Annotated in this window: 14 protein-coding genes; 7 read left to right on the forward strand and 7 right to left on the reverse strand. The window is 57.5% G+C overall.

Going from position 1 to position 16,141, the window contains the following annotated elements:
- Window positions 1–52: 52 nt before the first annotated feature.
- A complete protein-coding gene (locus tag H5P17_RS20075; RefSeq protein WP_182824851.1) occupies window positions 53–1,486 on the reverse strand; it encodes a capsule assembly Wzi family protein in 1,434 nt (477 codons plus the stop codon).
- A gap of 221 nt (window positions 1,487–1,707) precedes the next feature.
- Here H5P17_RS20075 and psiE point away from each other — a divergent pair, with 221 nt between their 5' ends.
- Complete coding sequence (psiE, locus tag H5P17_RS20080; protein ID WP_020837183.1) at window positions 1,708–2,115, forward strand: phosphate-starvation-inducible protein PsiE; 408 nt, start codon at window positions 1,708–1,710, stop codon at window positions 2,113–2,115.
- Window positions 2,116–2,327: 212 nt separating this feature from the next.
- On the opposite strand, the gene malG is transcribed toward psiE, so the two are convergent.
- From malG to malE, 3 genes are all read right to left on the reverse strand, one after another.
- Window positions 2,328–3,218 (reverse strand): maltose ABC transporter permease MalG, encoded by an 891-nt coding sequence (gene malG / locus H5P17_RS20085; RefSeq protein ID WP_020837182.1) that lies wholly within the window; start codon window positions 3,216–3,218, stop codon window positions 2,328–2,330.
- 11 nt (window positions 3,219–3,229) lie between these two features.
- Entirely contained in the window at window positions 3,230–4,807 is a 1,578-nt protein-coding gene (malF, locus tag H5P17_RS20090; RefSeq protein ID WP_044553817.1) for a maltose ABC transporter permease MalF, read from the reverse strand.
- Window positions 4,808–4,870: 63 nt separating this feature from the next.
- Window positions 4,871–6,064, reverse strand: coding sequence for a maltose/maltodextrin ABC transporter substrate-binding protein MalE (gene malE / locus H5P17_RS20095; protein ID WP_037416088.1), 1,194 nt, complete (start codon window positions 6,062–6,064; stop codon window positions 4,871–4,873).
- A 358-nt stretch (window positions 6,065–6,422) separates the two neighbouring features.
- Here malE and H5P17_RS26835 point away from each other — a divergent pair, with 358 nt between their 5' ends.
- From H5P17_RS26835 to malM, 4 genes are all read left to right on the forward strand, one after another.
- Entirely contained in the window at window positions 6,423–7,394 is a 972-nt protein-coding gene (locus H5P17_RS26835) for an alpha-amylase family glycosyl hydrolase (RefSeq protein WP_044553815.1), read from the forward strand.
- On the forward strand, window positions 7,387–8,496 hold the full coding sequence (gene malK, locus H5P17_RS20105; RefSeq protein WP_020837178.1) for a maltose/maltodextrin ABC transporter ATP-binding protein MalK: 1,110 nt from the start codon (window positions 7,387–7,389) through the stop codon (window positions 8,494–8,496). Before H5P17_RS26835 ends, malK begins: the two co-directional genes overlap by 8 nt.
- Before the next feature lie 32 nt (window positions 8,497–8,528).
- On the forward strand, window positions 8,529–9,821 hold the full coding sequence (locus tag H5P17_RS20110) for a maltoporin (RefSeq protein WP_046372520.1): 1,293 nt from the start codon (window positions 8,529–8,531) through the stop codon (window positions 9,819–9,821).
- Window positions 9,822–9,916: 95 nt separating this feature from the next.
- Window positions 9,917–10,819 (forward strand): maltose operon protein MalM, encoded by a 903-nt coding sequence (malM, locus tag H5P17_RS20115; RefSeq protein ID WP_182824853.1) that lies wholly within the window; start codon window positions 9,917–9,919, stop codon window positions 10,817–10,819.
- A gap of 55 nt (window positions 10,820–10,874) precedes the next feature.
- Here the strand turns inward: malM and H5P17_RS20120 are convergent, their stop codons facing one another.
- The 3 genes from H5P17_RS20120 to H5P17_RS20130 are packed head-to-tail and all read right to left on the reverse strand — an operon-like array spanning window position 10,875 to window position 14,287.
- Window positions 10,875–11,858, reverse strand: a complete 984-nt coding sequence (locus tag H5P17_RS20120; RefSeq protein ID WP_182824855.1) for a nucleoside hydrolase — start codon at window positions 11,856–11,858, stop codon at window positions 10,875–10,877.
- A gap of 22 nt (window positions 11,859–11,880) precedes the next feature.
- Window positions 11,881–12,882, reverse strand: coding sequence for a LacI family DNA-binding transcriptional regulator (locus H5P17_RS20125; RefSeq protein ID WP_182824857.1), 1,002 nt, complete (start codon window positions 12,880–12,882; stop codon window positions 11,881–11,883).
- A gap of 22 nt (window positions 12,883–12,904) precedes the next feature.
- The gene (locus H5P17_RS20130) at window positions 12,905–14,287 is read right to left on the reverse strand and encodes an MFS transporter (RefSeq protein ID WP_044553806.1); all 1,383 of its coding nucleotides are present in this window, start codon (window positions 14,285–14,287) and stop codon (window positions 12,905–12,907) included.
- Between the two features lie 391 nt (window positions 14,288–14,678).
- Between H5P17_RS20130 and ubiC the strand changes: the two genes are divergently transcribed.
- Window positions 14,679–15,203, forward strand: coding sequence for a chorismate lyase (gene ubiC / locus H5P17_RS20135; protein WP_044553804.1), 525 nt, complete (start codon window positions 14,679–14,681; stop codon window positions 15,201–15,203).
- Complete coding sequence (ubiA, locus tag H5P17_RS20140; protein ID WP_182824859.1) at window positions 15,200–16,093, forward strand: 4-hydroxybenzoate octaprenyltransferase; 894 nt, start codon at window positions 15,200–15,202, stop codon at window positions 16,091–16,093. The genes ubiC and ubiA overlap by 4 nt, the downstream gene beginning before the upstream one ends.
- Window positions 16,094–16,141 lie beyond the last annotated feature (48 nt).

A 16,141-nucleotide genomic window follows, 5' to 3' on the forward strand; every position in this document is an offset into this window, starting at 1 on the left:
ATGAATGCCAATAAAAAACCCGCCGCGGCGGGTTTTTTTACGTCTGTAGGAATTACAGATTGATTGGCACTTCGAAACTGATGCCTGCGCCTACGTCATCGGCGGTGCTGGCATTGTTGTCGGTGTACCACAGGCTGGTATCAAATTTGACCTGCGAATCGAAATTGTAGCCCCAACCCAGTTGAATGCCTTTCAGCGTGTCGGATTTCGGGAACGCCTTGTTCACTGTTTGGCTGTTCGGATTCACTTTGGCGTACACCAGACGGGTGCTCCAGCGTTGGCCATCGTCCAGCACCATCTCTACGCGGCCGGACAGCATTTGCCCGTCGCCGCCCATGGCGTGGCCCAGCGGGTAGCCTTGCTGATAGTAGCCATCTTTATAAACGTAGTGGCGATACATGACATTATCAGACTTGCCATTAGAGCGGGTATCAGCCCCTTCAATATGCCAGTTAATGGTGGTTGGACCCCATTCAGGGTGGCCTTCCAGACCTAACAGATAGCCATTGTGTGATGGCAGCATACCGGCTTCATCCTCTCCGGTGATCTGGCCGTAGAAGCTGACCGGCAGGCCAATCAACGGTTGCAGTTTTAACTTGAAGTCAAACCCGCCCAGTTGGTTGCCCGGATCGTTTTTTGGATCGCCAGTGTTGTCGTTACCGGTTACGCCATCCCAGAATGAACTCCAGGATTGTGGGCGACCGCTACCGCCCCACATCATGATACGCGAGGCACCCAGCTCGAGGAAGTTGGTCGGCATCATGGTAAAGCGGCCGCCAATCAGCTTGGTGTCAGGCACGGCGGTGTACTGCGACAGCTGACCCGCCGTCAGCTGGTACTGCCAACGGCCAATCCAGGACAGCCAAGGGGTTTCAAATGGCGATTGGTCGGCGCGCTGCAGCATAAAGCCGGCAACCGGGCGTGCGGCGTCGGAACGGATCAGGCTGCCGTCGTAACCAGGCCCCCACCACTGGGAGACTTCACCGAAGGACAGCCACTGGTTCCAGATTTTCACCGCGCCGTAGGAGCCGTTGAGGTTGAATTTGGAACCGTCGCTGACGCGTTGATCGCCTTCGACTGAGCCCTGGAGACGCACGTCCCAGAATTCGCCGTTGGCACCGGCGCCGACGGTCAGGCTTTGGTCAGCATATTGGCTTTGACCGAATCCCTGAGGCGTACCCGGTTTGTCGGTGGCGGCGTAGCCACTGACGCGGATATTGGCTTTCAGTTCACCGACGCGGCGTTGAACGCGGTCGATGACGTTTTTCTCGGTATTGGTTACTGGTTTGGCTTGAGAAATGACCGAGCTGATCTCTTCCTGGCTCAGTGGCCAGGTGGACAGGCTGACGTTGATGACGCCGCGATCCGACAACCAGGCAAGGTCGTTGCGCAGGTCATTATCAGGGGTTACCAATCCGCTGGCATGGCCGGTTAATGCACAGGTAAACAGGCCTGCGGCGACCAGTCCGTTAAGCTTAGCGCGCATAAATATTCCCTTGTTAATTCGAGTTGTTTGTTTTATGTAAAGATCTATGACCCATCATAGTTGACATTTCAATTTGCTACAAATATATCCATATGAAACATTTAAATATAACTTATTGAATAATATTTATTTTTTCTTGGTTTTATACGGATGTTAATTTTTAAGATAATGCCTATGTTAGGATGCGCGGATAATTTCAATGAGTTTTATGGGGAATAACTATGGCAAAAACCTCTCGCTCCGTGATGGTGGCCAAAGGGCTGCAACGGGTGCTGAACGTTGGGCTGCTGCTGCTGGCGGCGATCCTGATCGTCTTTTTGGTGAAAGAAACCATTCATTTGGCGAAAGTGCTGTTTGTCAACAACGAGGAGTCGACGTCCTATCTGCTGATTGAGGGGATAGTGATTTATTTCCTCTACTTTGAGTTTATTGCCTTGATTGTGAAGTATTTTGAGTCGGGTTATCACTTCCCGCTGCGTTACTTTATTTACATTGGTATTACCGCAATCATCCGTTTGATCATTGTGGATCATGAAAACCCAATCGATACGCTAATTTATTCCGCCGCGATATTGTTACTGGTGGTGACACTTTACCTGGCTAATACCGACCGCTTAAAACGGGAATAGCAGAAATAAAAATGGCGGCCAGAGGCCGCCAAAGACACAGGTTATAATTACCCGTCGTCTTTCAAGCTACAGCGTTGTTGACTGCACTCGCTCACCCCAGTTACTTACTCAAGTAAGCGCCTGGGGATGAGCGAGCTGGTCGCCTAGCTGTAACTTGAAATCCATAGGGTAAAAGATAAGTAAAGACATCAAACGCACTGCAGTGGCACAAATTAACCTTTCACCCCGCCGGCCGTCAGGCCTCCGACCAGCCAGCGCTGCGCCAGCAAGAATACGGCGGTAATCGGGATCGCCGACAGCACCGCCGCTGCGGCAAAGTCGCCCCATAAGTAGTTTTGCGGATTCAGATATTGTTGCATGCCCACCGCCAACGTGTAGCTGTTGACGTCACGCAGCAACAGCGAGGCCACCGGCACTTCGGTGATAGCCGCGATAAACGACAGAATAAACACTACCGCCAGGATCGGTACCGACAGCGGTAACAGCACCAGGCGGAACGCCTGCCAAGGGCTGGCGCCGTCCAACGCCGCCGCCTCCTCCAGCGAGTTATCGATGGTTTCGAAATAGCCTTTGATCGTCCAGACGTGCAGGGCGATCCCGCCCATGTAAGCGAAGATCACGCCGCCGTGGGTGTTCAGGCCGATAAACGGAATGTATTGGCCCAGGCGATCGAACAAGGCGTACAACGCCACCAGCGACAGCACCGCCGGGAACATCTGGAAAATCAGCATGCTTTTCAGCAGCGTGCTCTTGCCGCGAAAACGCATGCGGGCAAAGGCGTAGGCGCAGGTGGTGGACAGCGTGACGATGCCGATCGCGGTGATCACCGCGATCTTGATTGAGTTCCACAGCCACAGCAGCACCGGGAACGGCGGTGGGGTAACGCTGCCGTCTGCGTGGGTCACGCTCATGCCGAGCGCCAAGCGCCAGTGGTCCCAGGAAATCTGTTCCGGTATCAGGCTGCCGGTGGCGAAGTTGCCGGAACGCAGCGAGATGGTCACCACCATCAGCAGCGGGAACATGATCAGGGCGATAAAGCACAGCATCAGAATATGGGTCATCCACAGGCGCAGGCGCTGGGATTTGGGTTGGACCATGGCCATTATTTTTCTCCCTAGTCGAAGTTCATCTTGCTGGCTTTCAGATTCAGGATCGCCAGGGCGCCCACCAGCAGGAAGATCAGCGTGGCAATGGCGGCTGCCAGTCCGAAGTCCTGCCCGCCGCCGCCTTCGAAGGCGATGCGGTAGGTATAGCTGACCAGCAGGTCGGTATAACCGGCCGGCGTGGTGGTGCCAATCATGTCCGGCCCGCCGTTGGTCAACAGCTGAATCAGGACAAAGTTATTAAAGTTAAAGGCGAAGCTGGCGATCATCAGCGGCGTCAGCGGTTTGATCAGCAGCGGCAGCGTGATGCGGAAGAAGTTCTGCATCGGGGTGGCGCCGTCCATTGCCGAGGCCTCGTACAGATCGTCGGGTATTGCCTTCAGCAGCCCCATGCACAGGATCATCATGTAGGGATAGCCCAACCAGGTGTTGACGATCAAAATCATGCTTTTGGCGGTGATAGGGTCGCTGAACCAGGCCGGTTTGATGCCAAACAGGTGGCTGAGCATCATGTTGATTTCACCGAAGCTTTGGTTGAACAACCCTTTGAAAATCAGTATCGAAATAAACGACGGCACCGCGTAAGGCAGTATCAGCATCACGCGATAAACCGCTTTGCCTTTCAGCGCTTCCCACTGCACCACGCAGGCCAGCACCATACCCACCGCCACGGTGAGGATCACGGTCATGACCGAGAACACGATGGTCCAGATAAAGATCGACACGAACGGCTTCTTGATCCCTTCGTCCTGCAGGACGCGCAGGAAGTTTTTCCAACCGATGGTGACGGTATAGCCTGGGCTCAGGGTCTCTTTGGCCCAGTTGCCCTCGGCATTTACCGCCTGATAGAAACCAATGTCCGGGTTCGGCCGGTATTGAATATGGGTTTGTTGGTCGGTCAGCGTATTGCTGTCCTTATCCAGCGCGTAGAGCGGGGTGGTGCCGGAAAACTGGCGCAGAGAGCTCATGCGCAGCTCGCCGCCGTCCGGGAGTAATGCCACCAGTTGGCTCAGTGCCTGACGATTTTGCGTGATCACTCGCAGCGTGGCGCGTTCGCCGGCCGGTTCTGCGCTCTCCTCCGTCAGTTTCAGCGTTTGCGGCGCACTGGCGTCAAAGCTGAACGGTTCGGAAATCAGTTTTTGGTCACTGTCAGGGTGGGTTAACTGCAGGCGCCAGCGTTGATTTTCCACCGGATAGAGCCCGAAGGTGAAGGTTTTGCCGGTTTGGAACTGACGCTGCATCAGCACCGACTGGGCGCGTTCAAAGGTGAGCTGGTTGGTGCTGCTGTAGTTGGTAAAGGCGATGGCAATGGTGCAAATCAGCGGAAACAGGACAAACAGCCCCATGCCGGCGATACCCGGATAAACGTAGCGCCAGGCGTAAGCCCGGCGGTTGGCGAAGACGTAAAGCCCGGCGCTGACCAGTATCAGCGTCAGAATGGCAAACAGGTATTCACCCTGTGCATACATCAACACAATCAGATAGCAGGTAACCAGGCTGAACAGGCCGATGACCAGCCATTTCAGTACGTCACTCTGCCACCACTTCGACTTTTTGCGCGCAGGCGACCCGGCGTGAGCTAATTGCATAGGGCGTTCCTTTCTGTGAAGCCACAGCGGGGCGCTGGTCCGCGCCCCGCACAACGTTGTGTGTTACTTGGTGATACGGGTCTGTACATCATCCAACGCGGCTTTCACCGTCTGGCGGCCGCTGACGGCGTTGATTACCGCGCTGCGTTCGGCGTACCAGAAGGCGCTCATCTGCGGGATATTAGGCATGATTTCGCCGTTTTGTGAGTTTTCCATGGTGGCGGCGATTTTCGGATCCTTCGCCAGTTGCTCCTGGTAGGACTTCAGGGCTACCGCGCCGAGCGGTTTGTCCTTGTTGACGTCAGCCAGGCCTTCATTGGTCAACAGGTAGTTTTCCAGGAATTCGGTGGCCAGCTCTTTGTTCGGGCTGGCGGCGTTGATCCCGGCGGTCAGTACGCCGACGAATGGTTTGGACGGCTTGCCTTTAAAGGTCGGCAGTAGGGTGACGCCGTAGTTGATTTTGCTTTGCTCGATGTTTGACCAGGCCCACGGACCATTGATGGTCATGGCGGTTTGGCCCTTATTGAAGGCGGCTTCGGCAATGGAATAATCGGTATCGGCGTTGATGTGCTTGTTTTTCACCAGATCGACGATGAACTGCAGACCGGCCTGCGAACCGGCATTGGCGACGCCAACGTCTTTGATGTTGTATTTGCCATTTTCATACTTGAAGGCATAACCGCCATCGGCGGCGATGATCGGCCAGGTGAAGTAGGGTTCTTGCAGGTTCCACATGATGGCGCTTTTGCCTTTGGCGCGCAGTTCTTTGTCCAGCGCCGGGATCTCTTCCCAGGTTTTTGGCGCCTGCTTGATCAGGTCTTTGTTGTAAATCAGCGACAGCGCTTCTACGGCGATCGGGTAGCCGATCAGCTTACCGTCGTAGCGCACTGCGTCCCAGGTGAACGGGAACAGCTTGTCCTGGAAAGCTTTGGAAGGATGAATTTCTGCCAGCAGGCCGGACTGTGCGTAGCCGCCAAAGCGGTCATGGGCCCAGAAGATGATGTCCGGGCCGTCGCCGGTGGCAGCCACTTGCGGGTATTTCTCTTCCAGCTTGTCCGGATGTTCGATGGTCACTTTGATGCCGGTGTCTTTTTCAAATTTTTTGCCGACTTCGGCCAGGCCGTTATAGCCTTTATCGCCGTTGATCCAGATAACCAGCTTCCCTTCCTCGATCTTGGCGAAGGCGGAAGAGGAAAGCACCAAGGTGGTCAGAGCCGAAAGCACCAGTGTGCGGGCGGTGGTAAAGCTGCGAGTCATAATCCAATCCTTCTTTTTTGTGGGCACGTAAGTCAAGGAGAGAGGTTTCGCGGTAATAGTGGGTCACAAAGCGACACATTCTCATCCTCCCCCCCTCTACGCCCCACGCCTGCGTAGTGTGATCCAGTTAACATTGCTCCCTATTCTGTGGTGTCAGACACAAAATAGGGGGACGATTTTTGCCAGGCAGATCACAGATTTGTCTTAAGCGTGGAACTTCTCGTCCCCGTGGTCGTTCTCTCATCCTCCCATCTCCTCCCCCATGAAAAATCCTGTTACGGATGATTACCCTTTGTGGGGATTACCGCACTATCGGCCACATTGATTTTATCGCCACGTGCAGCAGGGAACCGGATTTATGTCGCCAATGCCTACCGTCACTCAGCCAACCCTGTACCGGATCCACCCGGTCAGTTTCCGTGATGGAAACGGGGACGGCGTGGGTGATGCTCACGGCATGATTGCGGCGCTGCCCTACCTGAACCAGCTGTCGATAGACGGCCTGGTCCTGCCGCAGGCATTGGCGGAGCAAGAGGGGGCGGCGGTCGCCGCACAGGGTCTGGCGCTGTGGTATTGCGACGGGCCGTATCACATTCGCCGCGCCGCCGCGTCGCAGCAGTACCTTCGTAGCCCATTGGCGCTGGAGGTGGTGCCCTTCAGCGTAGAGAAACTGATTGAGGTGTTGAATGCGCGCCGCGCCACCCTGGCAGACAGCCTGTGGAGCACCGGTGATGCGGATCAGCCGCGAGTCGTTAGCCATTGGGGCCAGGGTAATCTGCGTTCGGCCGACGCCTTTTTGACGCTGCTGGCGATGTTGCCTGCGCCCATCTGCCTGTATCAGGGCGAAGAATTGGGCCTGCCACATGCCGCCGGCCTGCAGGATCCGCTGGGTGCACAAACGCCGATGCCCTGGCATGAAGCGCCGGAACAGGTGACCGACGGTGAGATCCACTGGTACCAACAGGTGGCCATCGAACATCGTGCGCTGGCCATCAGCCGCCAGCAGCAGGATCACCAATCCACCTTGCGTTACTGCCAATCTCTGTTGGCGCTGCGCCGCTTGCCGGTGATCCAGCGGGGCGAGCTGAGCGTGGTCAGCCAGCATAACGGCGTGGTTCGTTTACTTATTACCCATCAGGATCAATGCCTTGAAGCGCTGATTAACCTGCAGCCTTATACTCAGGCGGCCGCACCGTCTGAGGCGACCTTGCCACTGGCATGGCAGCACGGTGCGCAGCAAGAGGGTCATCAATGGGTTTTGGCGGGTTTTGCGTCCGCCATTTTTACACGAAATGTTAACTGCGAAAGCAGGGGAGTAACGCATGGCTAGCGTCACATTGCGCAGCGTTTATAAGGCCTTCGGCGAAGCTGTGATTTCCAAAGACGTCAATCTGACGATAGATGACGGTGAGTTTGTGGTGTTTGTCGGGCCGTCGGGCTGCGGCAAATCGACGCTGCTGCGCATGATTGCCGGGCTGGAGGACATCACCTCTGGCGACCTGATGATCGGTGATAAACGCATGAATGAGGTGCCGCCTTCCGAGCGCGGCATTGGCATGGTGTTCCAGTCCTACGCACTGTATCCGCACCTGTCGGTGGCCGACAACATGTCGTTCGGCCTGAAGCTGGCCGGTGCCAAGAAAGCGGAAATCAGCCAGCGGGTGAATCAGGTGTCGGAAGTGCTGCAACTGGCTCACCTGCTCGACCGGCGGCCTAAAGCGCTGTCCGGCGGGCAGCGTCAGCGGGTGGCGATCGGTCGTACGCTGGTGGCGGAACCGGACGTGTTCTTGCTCGACGAACCTTTGTCGAACCTCGACGCCGCGCTGCGGGTGCAGATGCGCATTGAGATTTCGCGTCTGCACAAGCGTCTGCAGCGCACCATGATTTACGTGACGCACGATCAGGTGGAAGCGATGACGCTGGCCGACAAGATCGTGGTGTTGGACGCCGGGCGTGTCGCCCAGGTCGGCAAGCCGCTGGAGCTGTATCACTATCCGGCCAACCGCTTTGTCGCCGGCTTTATCGGCTCGCCGAAAATGAACTTCCTGCCGGTCAAAGTGACCGCCGCAGAGCCGCAACAGGTCCAGGTCGAGCTGCCTAACCGCCAGTTGGTGTGGTTGCCGGTGGAAGGCACCGACGTTCAGCCCGGTACCAACATGTCTCTGGGCATTCGCCCGGAGCATCTGCTGCCCAGTGATGCCTCTGAAGTACTGCTTACGGGTGACGTACAGGTGGTGGAGCAACTCGGTAACGAGACGCAAATCCACATCCAAATCCCGGCAATTCGTCAAAACCTGGTTTACCGCCAGAACGACGTGGTGCTGGTAGAAGAAGGTGCAACATTCGCCATAGGCTTGCCGCCTCACCGTTGCCATCTGTTCCGTGAGGACGGTACGGCATGTAAACGGCTGCACCAGGAGCCGGGCGTTTAAAGCATCACAGTCTGTATAACAGGAGAATAATGATGACTACTCTGCGCAAACTTCCTCTGGCACTGGCAATCGCCGCTGGTGTTCTGACCACTCAGGCGATGGCCGTTGATTTTAAAGGCTACGCCCGTTCCGGCATCGGCTGGACCGGCAGTGGCGGCGAGCAACAGTGTTTCCAGGCTACCGGTGCCGGCAGCAAGTACCGTCTCGGCAACGAATGCGAGACCTACGCCGAGCTGAAACTGGGACAGGAAGTGTGGAAAGAAGGCGATAAAAGCTTCTACTTCGATACCAACCTGGCTTACTCCGTTTCACAACGTTCCGACTGGGAAGACGTGACGCCAGGCTTCCGTGAAGTGAATGTGCAGGGTAAAAACCTGATTGAATGGTTGCCGGGGGCCAACATGTGGGCCGGTAAGCGTTTCTATCAGCGTCATGATGTTCACATGATTGACTTCTACTACTGGGATATCTCCGGTCCGGGTGCCGGTCTGGAAAATATCGATCTGGGCTTCGGCAAGCTGTCTGCTGCCGTGACCCGCAACTCAGAATCCGGCGGCTCTTACGGTTATCTGGATAACGAGTGGGATCAACGTCCGACCGTCAACGACACCTTCGACGTGCGTTTGGCCGGCCTGGAGTTGAACCCGGGCGGTACCCTGGAGTTAGGCGTGGACTACGGGCGCGCCAATACTCAGGACGGTTACCATTTGGCTGACGGCGCCAGCAAAGACGGCTGGATGTTCACCGCGGAACATACCCAGAGCATCCTGACCGGCTACAACAAGTTTGTGGTGCAGTACGCCACCGACTCCATGACTTCGCAGAACAACGGCCGCAACCAGGGCTCGACCATCGACAACAACGGCAAGATGATCCGCGTGCTGGATCACGGCGCCATCGACTTCAACGATCAATGGGCGCTGATGTACGTCGGCATGTTCCAGGATGTCGATCGTGACAACAATAACGGCACCACCTGGTACACCGTGGGCGTGCGTCCAATGTACAAATGGACGCCAATCATGAGCACCCTGCTGGAAGCCGGTTACGACAACGTGAAATCCCAGCGCACCGGCGATCGCAACGGTCAGTACAAAGTGACCTTGGCGCAACAGTGGCAAGCGGGCAACAGCATCTGGTCACGCCCGGCCATCCGCGTATTCGCGACCTACGCCAAGTGGGATGAGAAGTGGGGCTACGCCAACAACGATTCCGGTGCCGGTTACACCTCGGGCACCGCGTACAACGACACTAGCCTGCACACCTTTAGCCGCGGTAATGACGACGAAGTCACCTTCGGCGCCCAGATGGAAATCTGGTGGTAATGAGATAACGGGGAGGGCCAGGTGTTCTCCCCAGCCTGTATTCGCCGGCGTCGTCTCTCTTGCCTGAGCCGCGCCGGATATCATGGGGTATAACAATGAAAAAGAATCTGCTGTCACTTTGTCTGTCACTGGCTCTGACCCTTGGCGCACCGCTGGTGGCCAATGCCGATACGCCAGCCAATGTTTCCATCGCGCCGGCCATTAGCGCCAGCACGCTGCAAAGCCTGCCGTGGCAACCGCTGATGCCGCCGGTCAGCCAGGACATCAAACTGGATAATGTCAGCCCGCAAATCAATCAGGGTGACATTCAGGGCGCTATTGCCGCTTATACGCTGCCGGCCGATCGCGGTTCGCTGGAAGTTACGCTGAGCAGCATCAGCAAGAACAACTCACTTTACGCGCCGAGCGTGCTGGTGCTGGATGAGCACCTGCGCCCTGCGGCCTATTACCCGAGCAGCTATTTCCCGTATCAGCCACCGGGTGCGATGTCATCCGATCGGCTGGAGGGCACGCTGAAACTGACCCCGGCGCTGGGTCAGAAACAAATTTATCTGCTGGTGTACACCACCCGTCAGGATCTGGCGAAAACCACGCAACTGACCAACCCGGCCAAGGCCTATGCGCAGGGCGTGGGCAATGCGGTGCCGGATATTCCGGATCCGATCGCCAGGCATAGCACCAGCGGCACCATCAAGCTGAAGGTCACGGCAGAGCAGGGCAGCGGCAATATCATGATCGGCATGCTGCAGCCGGCACCGGCGGCGACGCCAGTGGTGGTGGGCTCAACGGCCGCGGTGGCGGCAGCACCGACTCCAGCGCCGACCCAAACGGCGGAGCCGATGTTGAATGACACCGAAGCTTACTTTAACAACGGCATCAAACAGGCGGTGAAGGCGGGCGATATCGATAAAGCGCTGAAACTGATGAATGAGGCTGAAAAACTGGGTTCCACCACAGCACGTGAAACCTTTATTGGTAGCGTGAAAGGCAAGGGGTAGTACCCGACGCTGCCGATGCTGGCTCGATGATTGGTGCGCCCCGGCGCACCTTTTTTCATCCGCGTGCCAGAGTGCTGCCGATCAACGCCAGCAGGCGGGCGTTATCCACCTGCTGCATCACCCGCAACGGCTTGCCTTCGGGCTCCGGCATGCCGACCGTCAGGCGCAGGCCTCCGGGACGCCAGCGGCGAGAACTGCCGCGCGTCATGGCACCTTCCAGCGCGACATCCACGTAATATTCCTCCGTGGTCACCAACTGTGGCTCAAGCAACCAGGCAATCACCAGCGCATCGTGGATCCAGCAACCCGGCAGATGGCGGGTATGGCGGGAATAGTCAATCCAGGGTTGAGTGGTGCTCCGCAGGTAGCGGCACAGCGGCGTGTCCGGTTGGGTCATCTGCGCCAGGCTTTCCTGAGTCAACATGGTTTGCGTGGTAACGTCCAGTGGGGCGAGCGTAATATTGGCGCCGCTGGTCAGCACCTGGCGCGCGGCTTCCGGATCCAGACCAAAATTGGTGTCCTTGATGTAGCCTTCCAGGTTGAAGACTCCCCCCATGATCACGATTTCCTTCACCGCCTGTGCCATCTGCGGGTACAGCTGCATAGCATGGGCGACGTTGGTCAGGGGGCCGATTGCCGCCAGGGTGATTTCGCCGGGGTTATTGCAGATCAGCTCGCCGATCGCCACGGCGGCGTTTGGCGTTGGCGTGATTGCGGCCTGTGGGTAAGGCGTATCGCGCCACAGTACTGCCAGATCCGGATCGGCAATCGCGCGATCGAGGTGCGCGCGCCAGGGTTCTGGTGGTTCGCTCAGCGCGCGCGCCGCGCCGACGGCAATCGGTACCTGATAGCCGGTTTCTTGCAGCAGATGACGGGCTACGGAAAAGCCGAGATCGCGCGGCGTATTGCCGGCCACGATGCTGATCAGTTCCAATGAAAGCTGCGGTTTGGCCGCCAGCGCCACTGCCAGAGCCAGCCCGTCATCGACGTTAGCACCGGGAATGCCGTTGCCGGGATCGCAATCAATAATCAAACGCATAGCGGTTACCTGAATCAATAAACTAACAGCCGCACGATCGGCGGATATGCAGTTGGAAAGCGAATTCGTGCAGCTCTGGCTGCGCAGCACCGGCGGCCAGCATGGCGATGGCTCGCTTGGCCATGGCGTCAATCGGTTGTTCGACCGCACTGAGCGGTGGCACGCTGAACTCGGACTGCTGGGTGCCGTTAAAACAAATGATAGCCAGATCGTCCGGCACGCGAAGCCGGTGTTCTGCCAGTGCCGACAGGCAACCGAGCGCCTGCTGTTCGTTAGAGGTGAATATGGCCCGTGGCCGGGGAGCTTGCAGCATTTTCTGGCTGGCCTGATAGCCCCCCTGACGGGTATAGGGCGCTTCGAATATCCACTCTTCGCGTGGCGCAATGCCCGCTTCCTTCAGTGCATCTCGCCAGCCGTTAAGGCGGTCCTGCGCGTTGAGCATGGTCAAGGGGCCCACAAAAATGCCGATGTCCTGATAGCCGTGCTGCAACAGATGGCGGGTCGCCTGACAGGCTGCATCACGTTCGTCGACGCGAATGGCGCAGATGCCGGCATGGCTGTCTATGGTATCAATCATTACGCATGGCGTGCCGGATGCGCGGATCAGATCGAACCAGGGATGGCGGTCGACACTGGTGTACAGCAGCCCATCAACCTGACGGCGCAGCAGATGATTAATCAGGTCGTGCTCGCGCTGGCGGTCGTCACCGGCGTCACCCAACAGCAGTACCCGACCGTGGCTGAAAGCCTCTCGCTGCAACGCCTGGGCCAGGGTGGCAAAAAACGGGTTGGAGATATCGGGTACTACCAACCCGTAGGTCAGGGTGTTGCCTGAAGCCAGCGCCCGGGCGATGTCGTTTGGTCGGTAACCGGTTTGCTCGACTGCCGCCAGTACCCGCAAGCGGGTGGCTTCCGCTACCGGGCGTGGTCCGTTGTTGATCACGTAGCTGACTACCGCTACCGAGGTGCCCGCTACGCGGGCGACGTCGGCACGGGTGATGCGTCGCGCGGATTGATTATCCAAGTTGGGTTCCTGTACGCCCCGATTACGCCGCATCCTGCGGCAGGTTAAGATCGCGGCCGCGGGTTTCCGGTGCAAAGAAAGTGGTGATTAAGCCAATGGCCGCCATTACAACAAAATAGCAGGCGACAGGCCACCAGTGACCGAAGCCGGACAGCAACGCGGTGGCGATCAGCGGAGCGGTACCGCCGGAAAGGATCGACCCCAGCTCCTTGGCGAACGCCATTTTCGAATAGCGATTCTTGACGCCGAACAGCTCCACGCCGTAGGCCGCCTGCACGCCGAAAATACCCAGCGAGGCGATGCACATGCCGACCACAATCACTGAAATGACGGTTGCCGGTTCGCGGCTGTCGAGCAGCCAGAACGCCGGGAAGGCATACAACACCAGCAACAGACAGAACCAGCGGTAAGTGATGCGACGGCCGAAGCGATCGGAAAGCCAACCGGCCAGGGGGATCACCAGGAAACCGCACAGTGAGGCGATCATCACCGCCAGCGCGGGCACCGACTTGTCCACCATCAGCACCTTGGCGACGTAACCGACGATAAAGCCCTGACACAGATAGGAGGGGCCATTCTCGCCAATGCGCAGGCCAAGCATGATCCAAAAAGCTTTGGTGCGTTGCAAATAACTGCGGTTATCCGGCTCGGTGGGGGTATTTTCCAGCATCCGCTGGTGGTTTTGCTGCAGTTCACGTTCAAACACCGGCGTTTCGCGTACGTGGCGGCGCAGGTAGAGTGCTCCTGCGGCGATCAGGATGCTGGCAAGGAACGGAATACGCCACCCCCAGGCGATCAGATCCGCTTTGTCCAACTGCAACACTAACAACCACACCAGCGACGCCAGCAGGGTGCCGCTGTTGGAACCGATGGCGATGATCGAAGCGACCAGACCGCGTCGTTTTGCTGGTGCGTATTCTGCCAGCATCACCGCGCCGCCGGAGAGCTCCGCTCCGGCACCGAAGCCTTGCGCAAAACGCAGGATCACCAGGCAGACAGGCGCCCAAACGCCTATTTGCGCGTAGGAGGGGATCAGCCCGATCAGCGTGGTAGAAACGCCCATCAACGCGACCGTGGTGAGCAGTACCACGCGGCGGCCTTTGCGATCGCCAATCCAGCCGAACACCAATGCACCGATAGGACGAGCGACAAAGCCGACGGAGTAAGTGGCAAAGCTGGCCAACAGCGCCACTATCGGTGTGGCTTCGGGAAAGAACACGTCGCCGAACACCATACCGGCCGCCAGACCATACAGCGCGAAATCGACATATTCCATGGCGGTGCCGAGCCAGCAGGAAAAAGTGGCACGCCAGAATTGGCCGCGCCCTTCTTTGGTGGCCAGGCGTTCGTCGGCCGCCAGCGTATCGCCGGCGGCCTGTTGGTGTGCAAGCGTTGTTTCGCTCATGGCATTGATATCCTCTTTTCGTCATGCGCCATAAATGGCGCCGTTAAAGATGGTTTCCCTGGTGTCGGCAAGAAGGTTTGCTGACAAAGTGTTGGACTGATGGCGATTCAACGCTGCGGCACAAGAGTATCTACGCGCGTAGATAAAGCAATGTGGCTGAGGCGAAAGTTTGCAGAGGATCACAGAATCCCCATCGCTCCAGTGAACGAAGGTAAAGAAAACAGATGGCAGAAAGATGACATTGCGCTGCTTTTATGGGCGTTATTTTGCTGTGCGCAACGCCACGAATCAGCCTGCCGCTTTTGAATTTCTGCGTTACAATGGGCATCTGTTAACGGTTTGTCTGGTCTGGCGCGGCTGCAGAGCGCGGCGTCCGGCATGGAGTAGAACAATGTCTGGCAATAAGGATTCCATCCTGCCGCCGCTGGAGTGGTTATCCGCGCAACACCCTCCGGCACCCGCCGCCGTCAGTGATTGGCTGATGGAGTTAGGATCCATGACTCGTCGCTTTGAACGCCACTGTGGCCGTGTGCACGTTGAGCCGCAGCGTGAATGTTTTGTCACTCGTGATCAACTGGGTGAGGAAGCTGAGCACCTGCCGGACAGCCCACGATACTGGCTGCGTGAAATCGTGCTGTTGGGTGACAACCAGCCCTGGCTGCTGGGGCGTACGGTGATCCCGCAGGAAACCCTGACCGGCCCGGATCTGGCGCTGGTGGATCTGGGCACGCTGCCGCTAGGGCGCTATCTTTTCAGCAGCGACGAGTTAACTCGCGATTACATCCATATCGGTCGGCAAGATGCGCTGTGGGCACGCCGTTCCCGCCTGCGACTGGCGGGTAAACCGCTGTTGCTGACCGAACTGTTTCTACCGGCTTCGCCGCTGTACGCCGCGGGCTGTACTGACCCCGAATGATGAGGAGAGGAAATATCTTGGAGGGAAGCGTGATTCAAAGTAAATGGCAGGCTTATAGCCATCTGATGCGCATCGATAAACCTATTGGTACCTTGCTGTTGCTGTGGCCGACGCTGTGGGCGCTGTGGCTGGCGGGGAAGGGCGTGCCGTCGCTGTCTATCCTGCTGGTGTTCGTGGTGGGGGTTTTCCTGATGCGCGCCGCCGGTTGTGTGGTGAATGATTATGCCGATCGCGCCGTTGATGGCCATGTGAAGCGTACCGCCGGACGCCCGATGCCCAGCGGCCGGGTGAGCGAAAAAGAGGCCAAAATCCTGTTCGTGGTGCTGGTGCTGATTTCGTTCGCGCTGGTGCTGACGCTGAATGCGATGACTATCTGGCTGTCTTTGGCTGCGCTGGCGCTGGCATGGGCCTATCCGTTTATGAAGCGGGTCACTCATTTGCCGCAGTTCGTGTTGGGCGCCGCGTTTGGTTGGGGCATTCCGATGGCCTACGCCGCCGTCAGCGAATCACTGCCGCTGAGCTGCTGGCTGCTGCTGCTGGCCAACATCTGCTGGACGGTGGCTTACGATACGCTGTATGCCATGGTCGATCGCGACGATGATCTGAAGATTGGTGTAAAATCCACCGCCATATTGTTTGGTCGCTACGACAAGCTGATCGTTGGCCTGCTGCAGTTCGCCACCTTGCTGCTGATGCTGTGGGTGGGCTATCTGGCGCAGTTGAGCGGCGCGTTTTATTGGTCGCTGTTGCTGGCGGGCGCCCTGTTTATCCATCAGCAAAAACAAATTGCCGGCCGTGAACGGGATGCCTGTTTCAAAGCATTCCTGGATAACAACTATGTTGGGCTGGTGCTGTTTATCGGTATTGTGCTGAGTTACTGGCAAAGTTGACCGCATTCGGACAGTAAAAAAGGCACCCTTGGGTGCCTTTTTGTTTTC

Source organism: Serratia sp. OS31 (assembly GCF_014164835.1).
GTDB lineage: Bacteria > Pseudomonadota > Gammaproteobacteria > Enterobacterales > Enterobacteriaceae > Serratia > Serratia liquefaciens_A.

Bases quoted from the DNA above. Each gene is read 5' to 3' on its own strand.
- H5P17_RS20075 (WP_182824851.1), bottom strand. From the start codon at position 1,486: ATGCGCGCTAAGCTTAACGGACTGGTCGCCGCAGGCCTGTTTACCTGT.
- psiE (WP_020837183.1), top strand. From the start codon at position 1,708: ATGGCAAAAACCTCTCGCTCCGTGATGGTGGCCAAAGGGCTGCAACGG.
- malG (WP_020837182.1), bottom strand. From the start codon at position 3,218: ATGGCCATGGTCCAACCCAAATCCCAGCGCCTGCGCCTGTGGATGACC.
- malF (WP_044553817.1), bottom strand. From the start codon at position 4,807: ATGCAATTAGCTCACGCCGGGTCGCCTGCGCGCAAAAAGTCGAAGTGG.
- malE (WP_037416088.1), bottom strand. From the start codon at position 6,064: ATGACTCGCAGCTTTACCACCGCCCGCACACTGGTGCTTTCGGCTCTG.
- H5P17_RS26835 (WP_044553815.1), top strand. From the start codon at position 6,423: ATGTCGCCAATGCCTACCGTCACTCAGCCAACCCTGTACCGGATCCAC.
- malK (WP_020837178.1), top strand. From the start codon at position 7,387: ATGGCTAGCGTCACATTGCGCAGCGTTTATAAGGCCTTCGGCGAAGCT.
- H5P17_RS20110 (WP_046372520.1), top strand. From the start codon at position 8,529: ATGACTACTCTGCGCAAACTTCCTCTGGCACTGGCAATCGCCGCTGGT.
- malM (WP_182824853.1), top strand. From the start codon at position 9,917: ATGAAAAAGAATCTGCTGTCACTTTGTCTGTCACTGGCTCTGACCCTT.
- H5P17_RS20120 (WP_182824855.1), bottom strand. From the start codon at position 11,858: ATGCGTTTGATTATTGATTGCGATCCCGGCAACGGCATTCCCGGTGCT.
- H5P17_RS20130 (WP_044553806.1), bottom strand. From the start codon at position 14,287: ATGAGCGAAACAACGCTTGCACACCAACAGGCCGCCGGCGATACGCTG.
- ubiC (WP_044553804.1), top strand. From the start codon at position 14,679: ATGTCTGGCAATAAGGATTCCATCCTGCCGCCGCTGGAGTGGTTATCC.
- ubiA (WP_182824859.1), top strand. From the start codon at position 15,200: ATGATGAGGAGAGGAAATATCTTGGAGGGAAGCGTGATTCAAAGTAAA.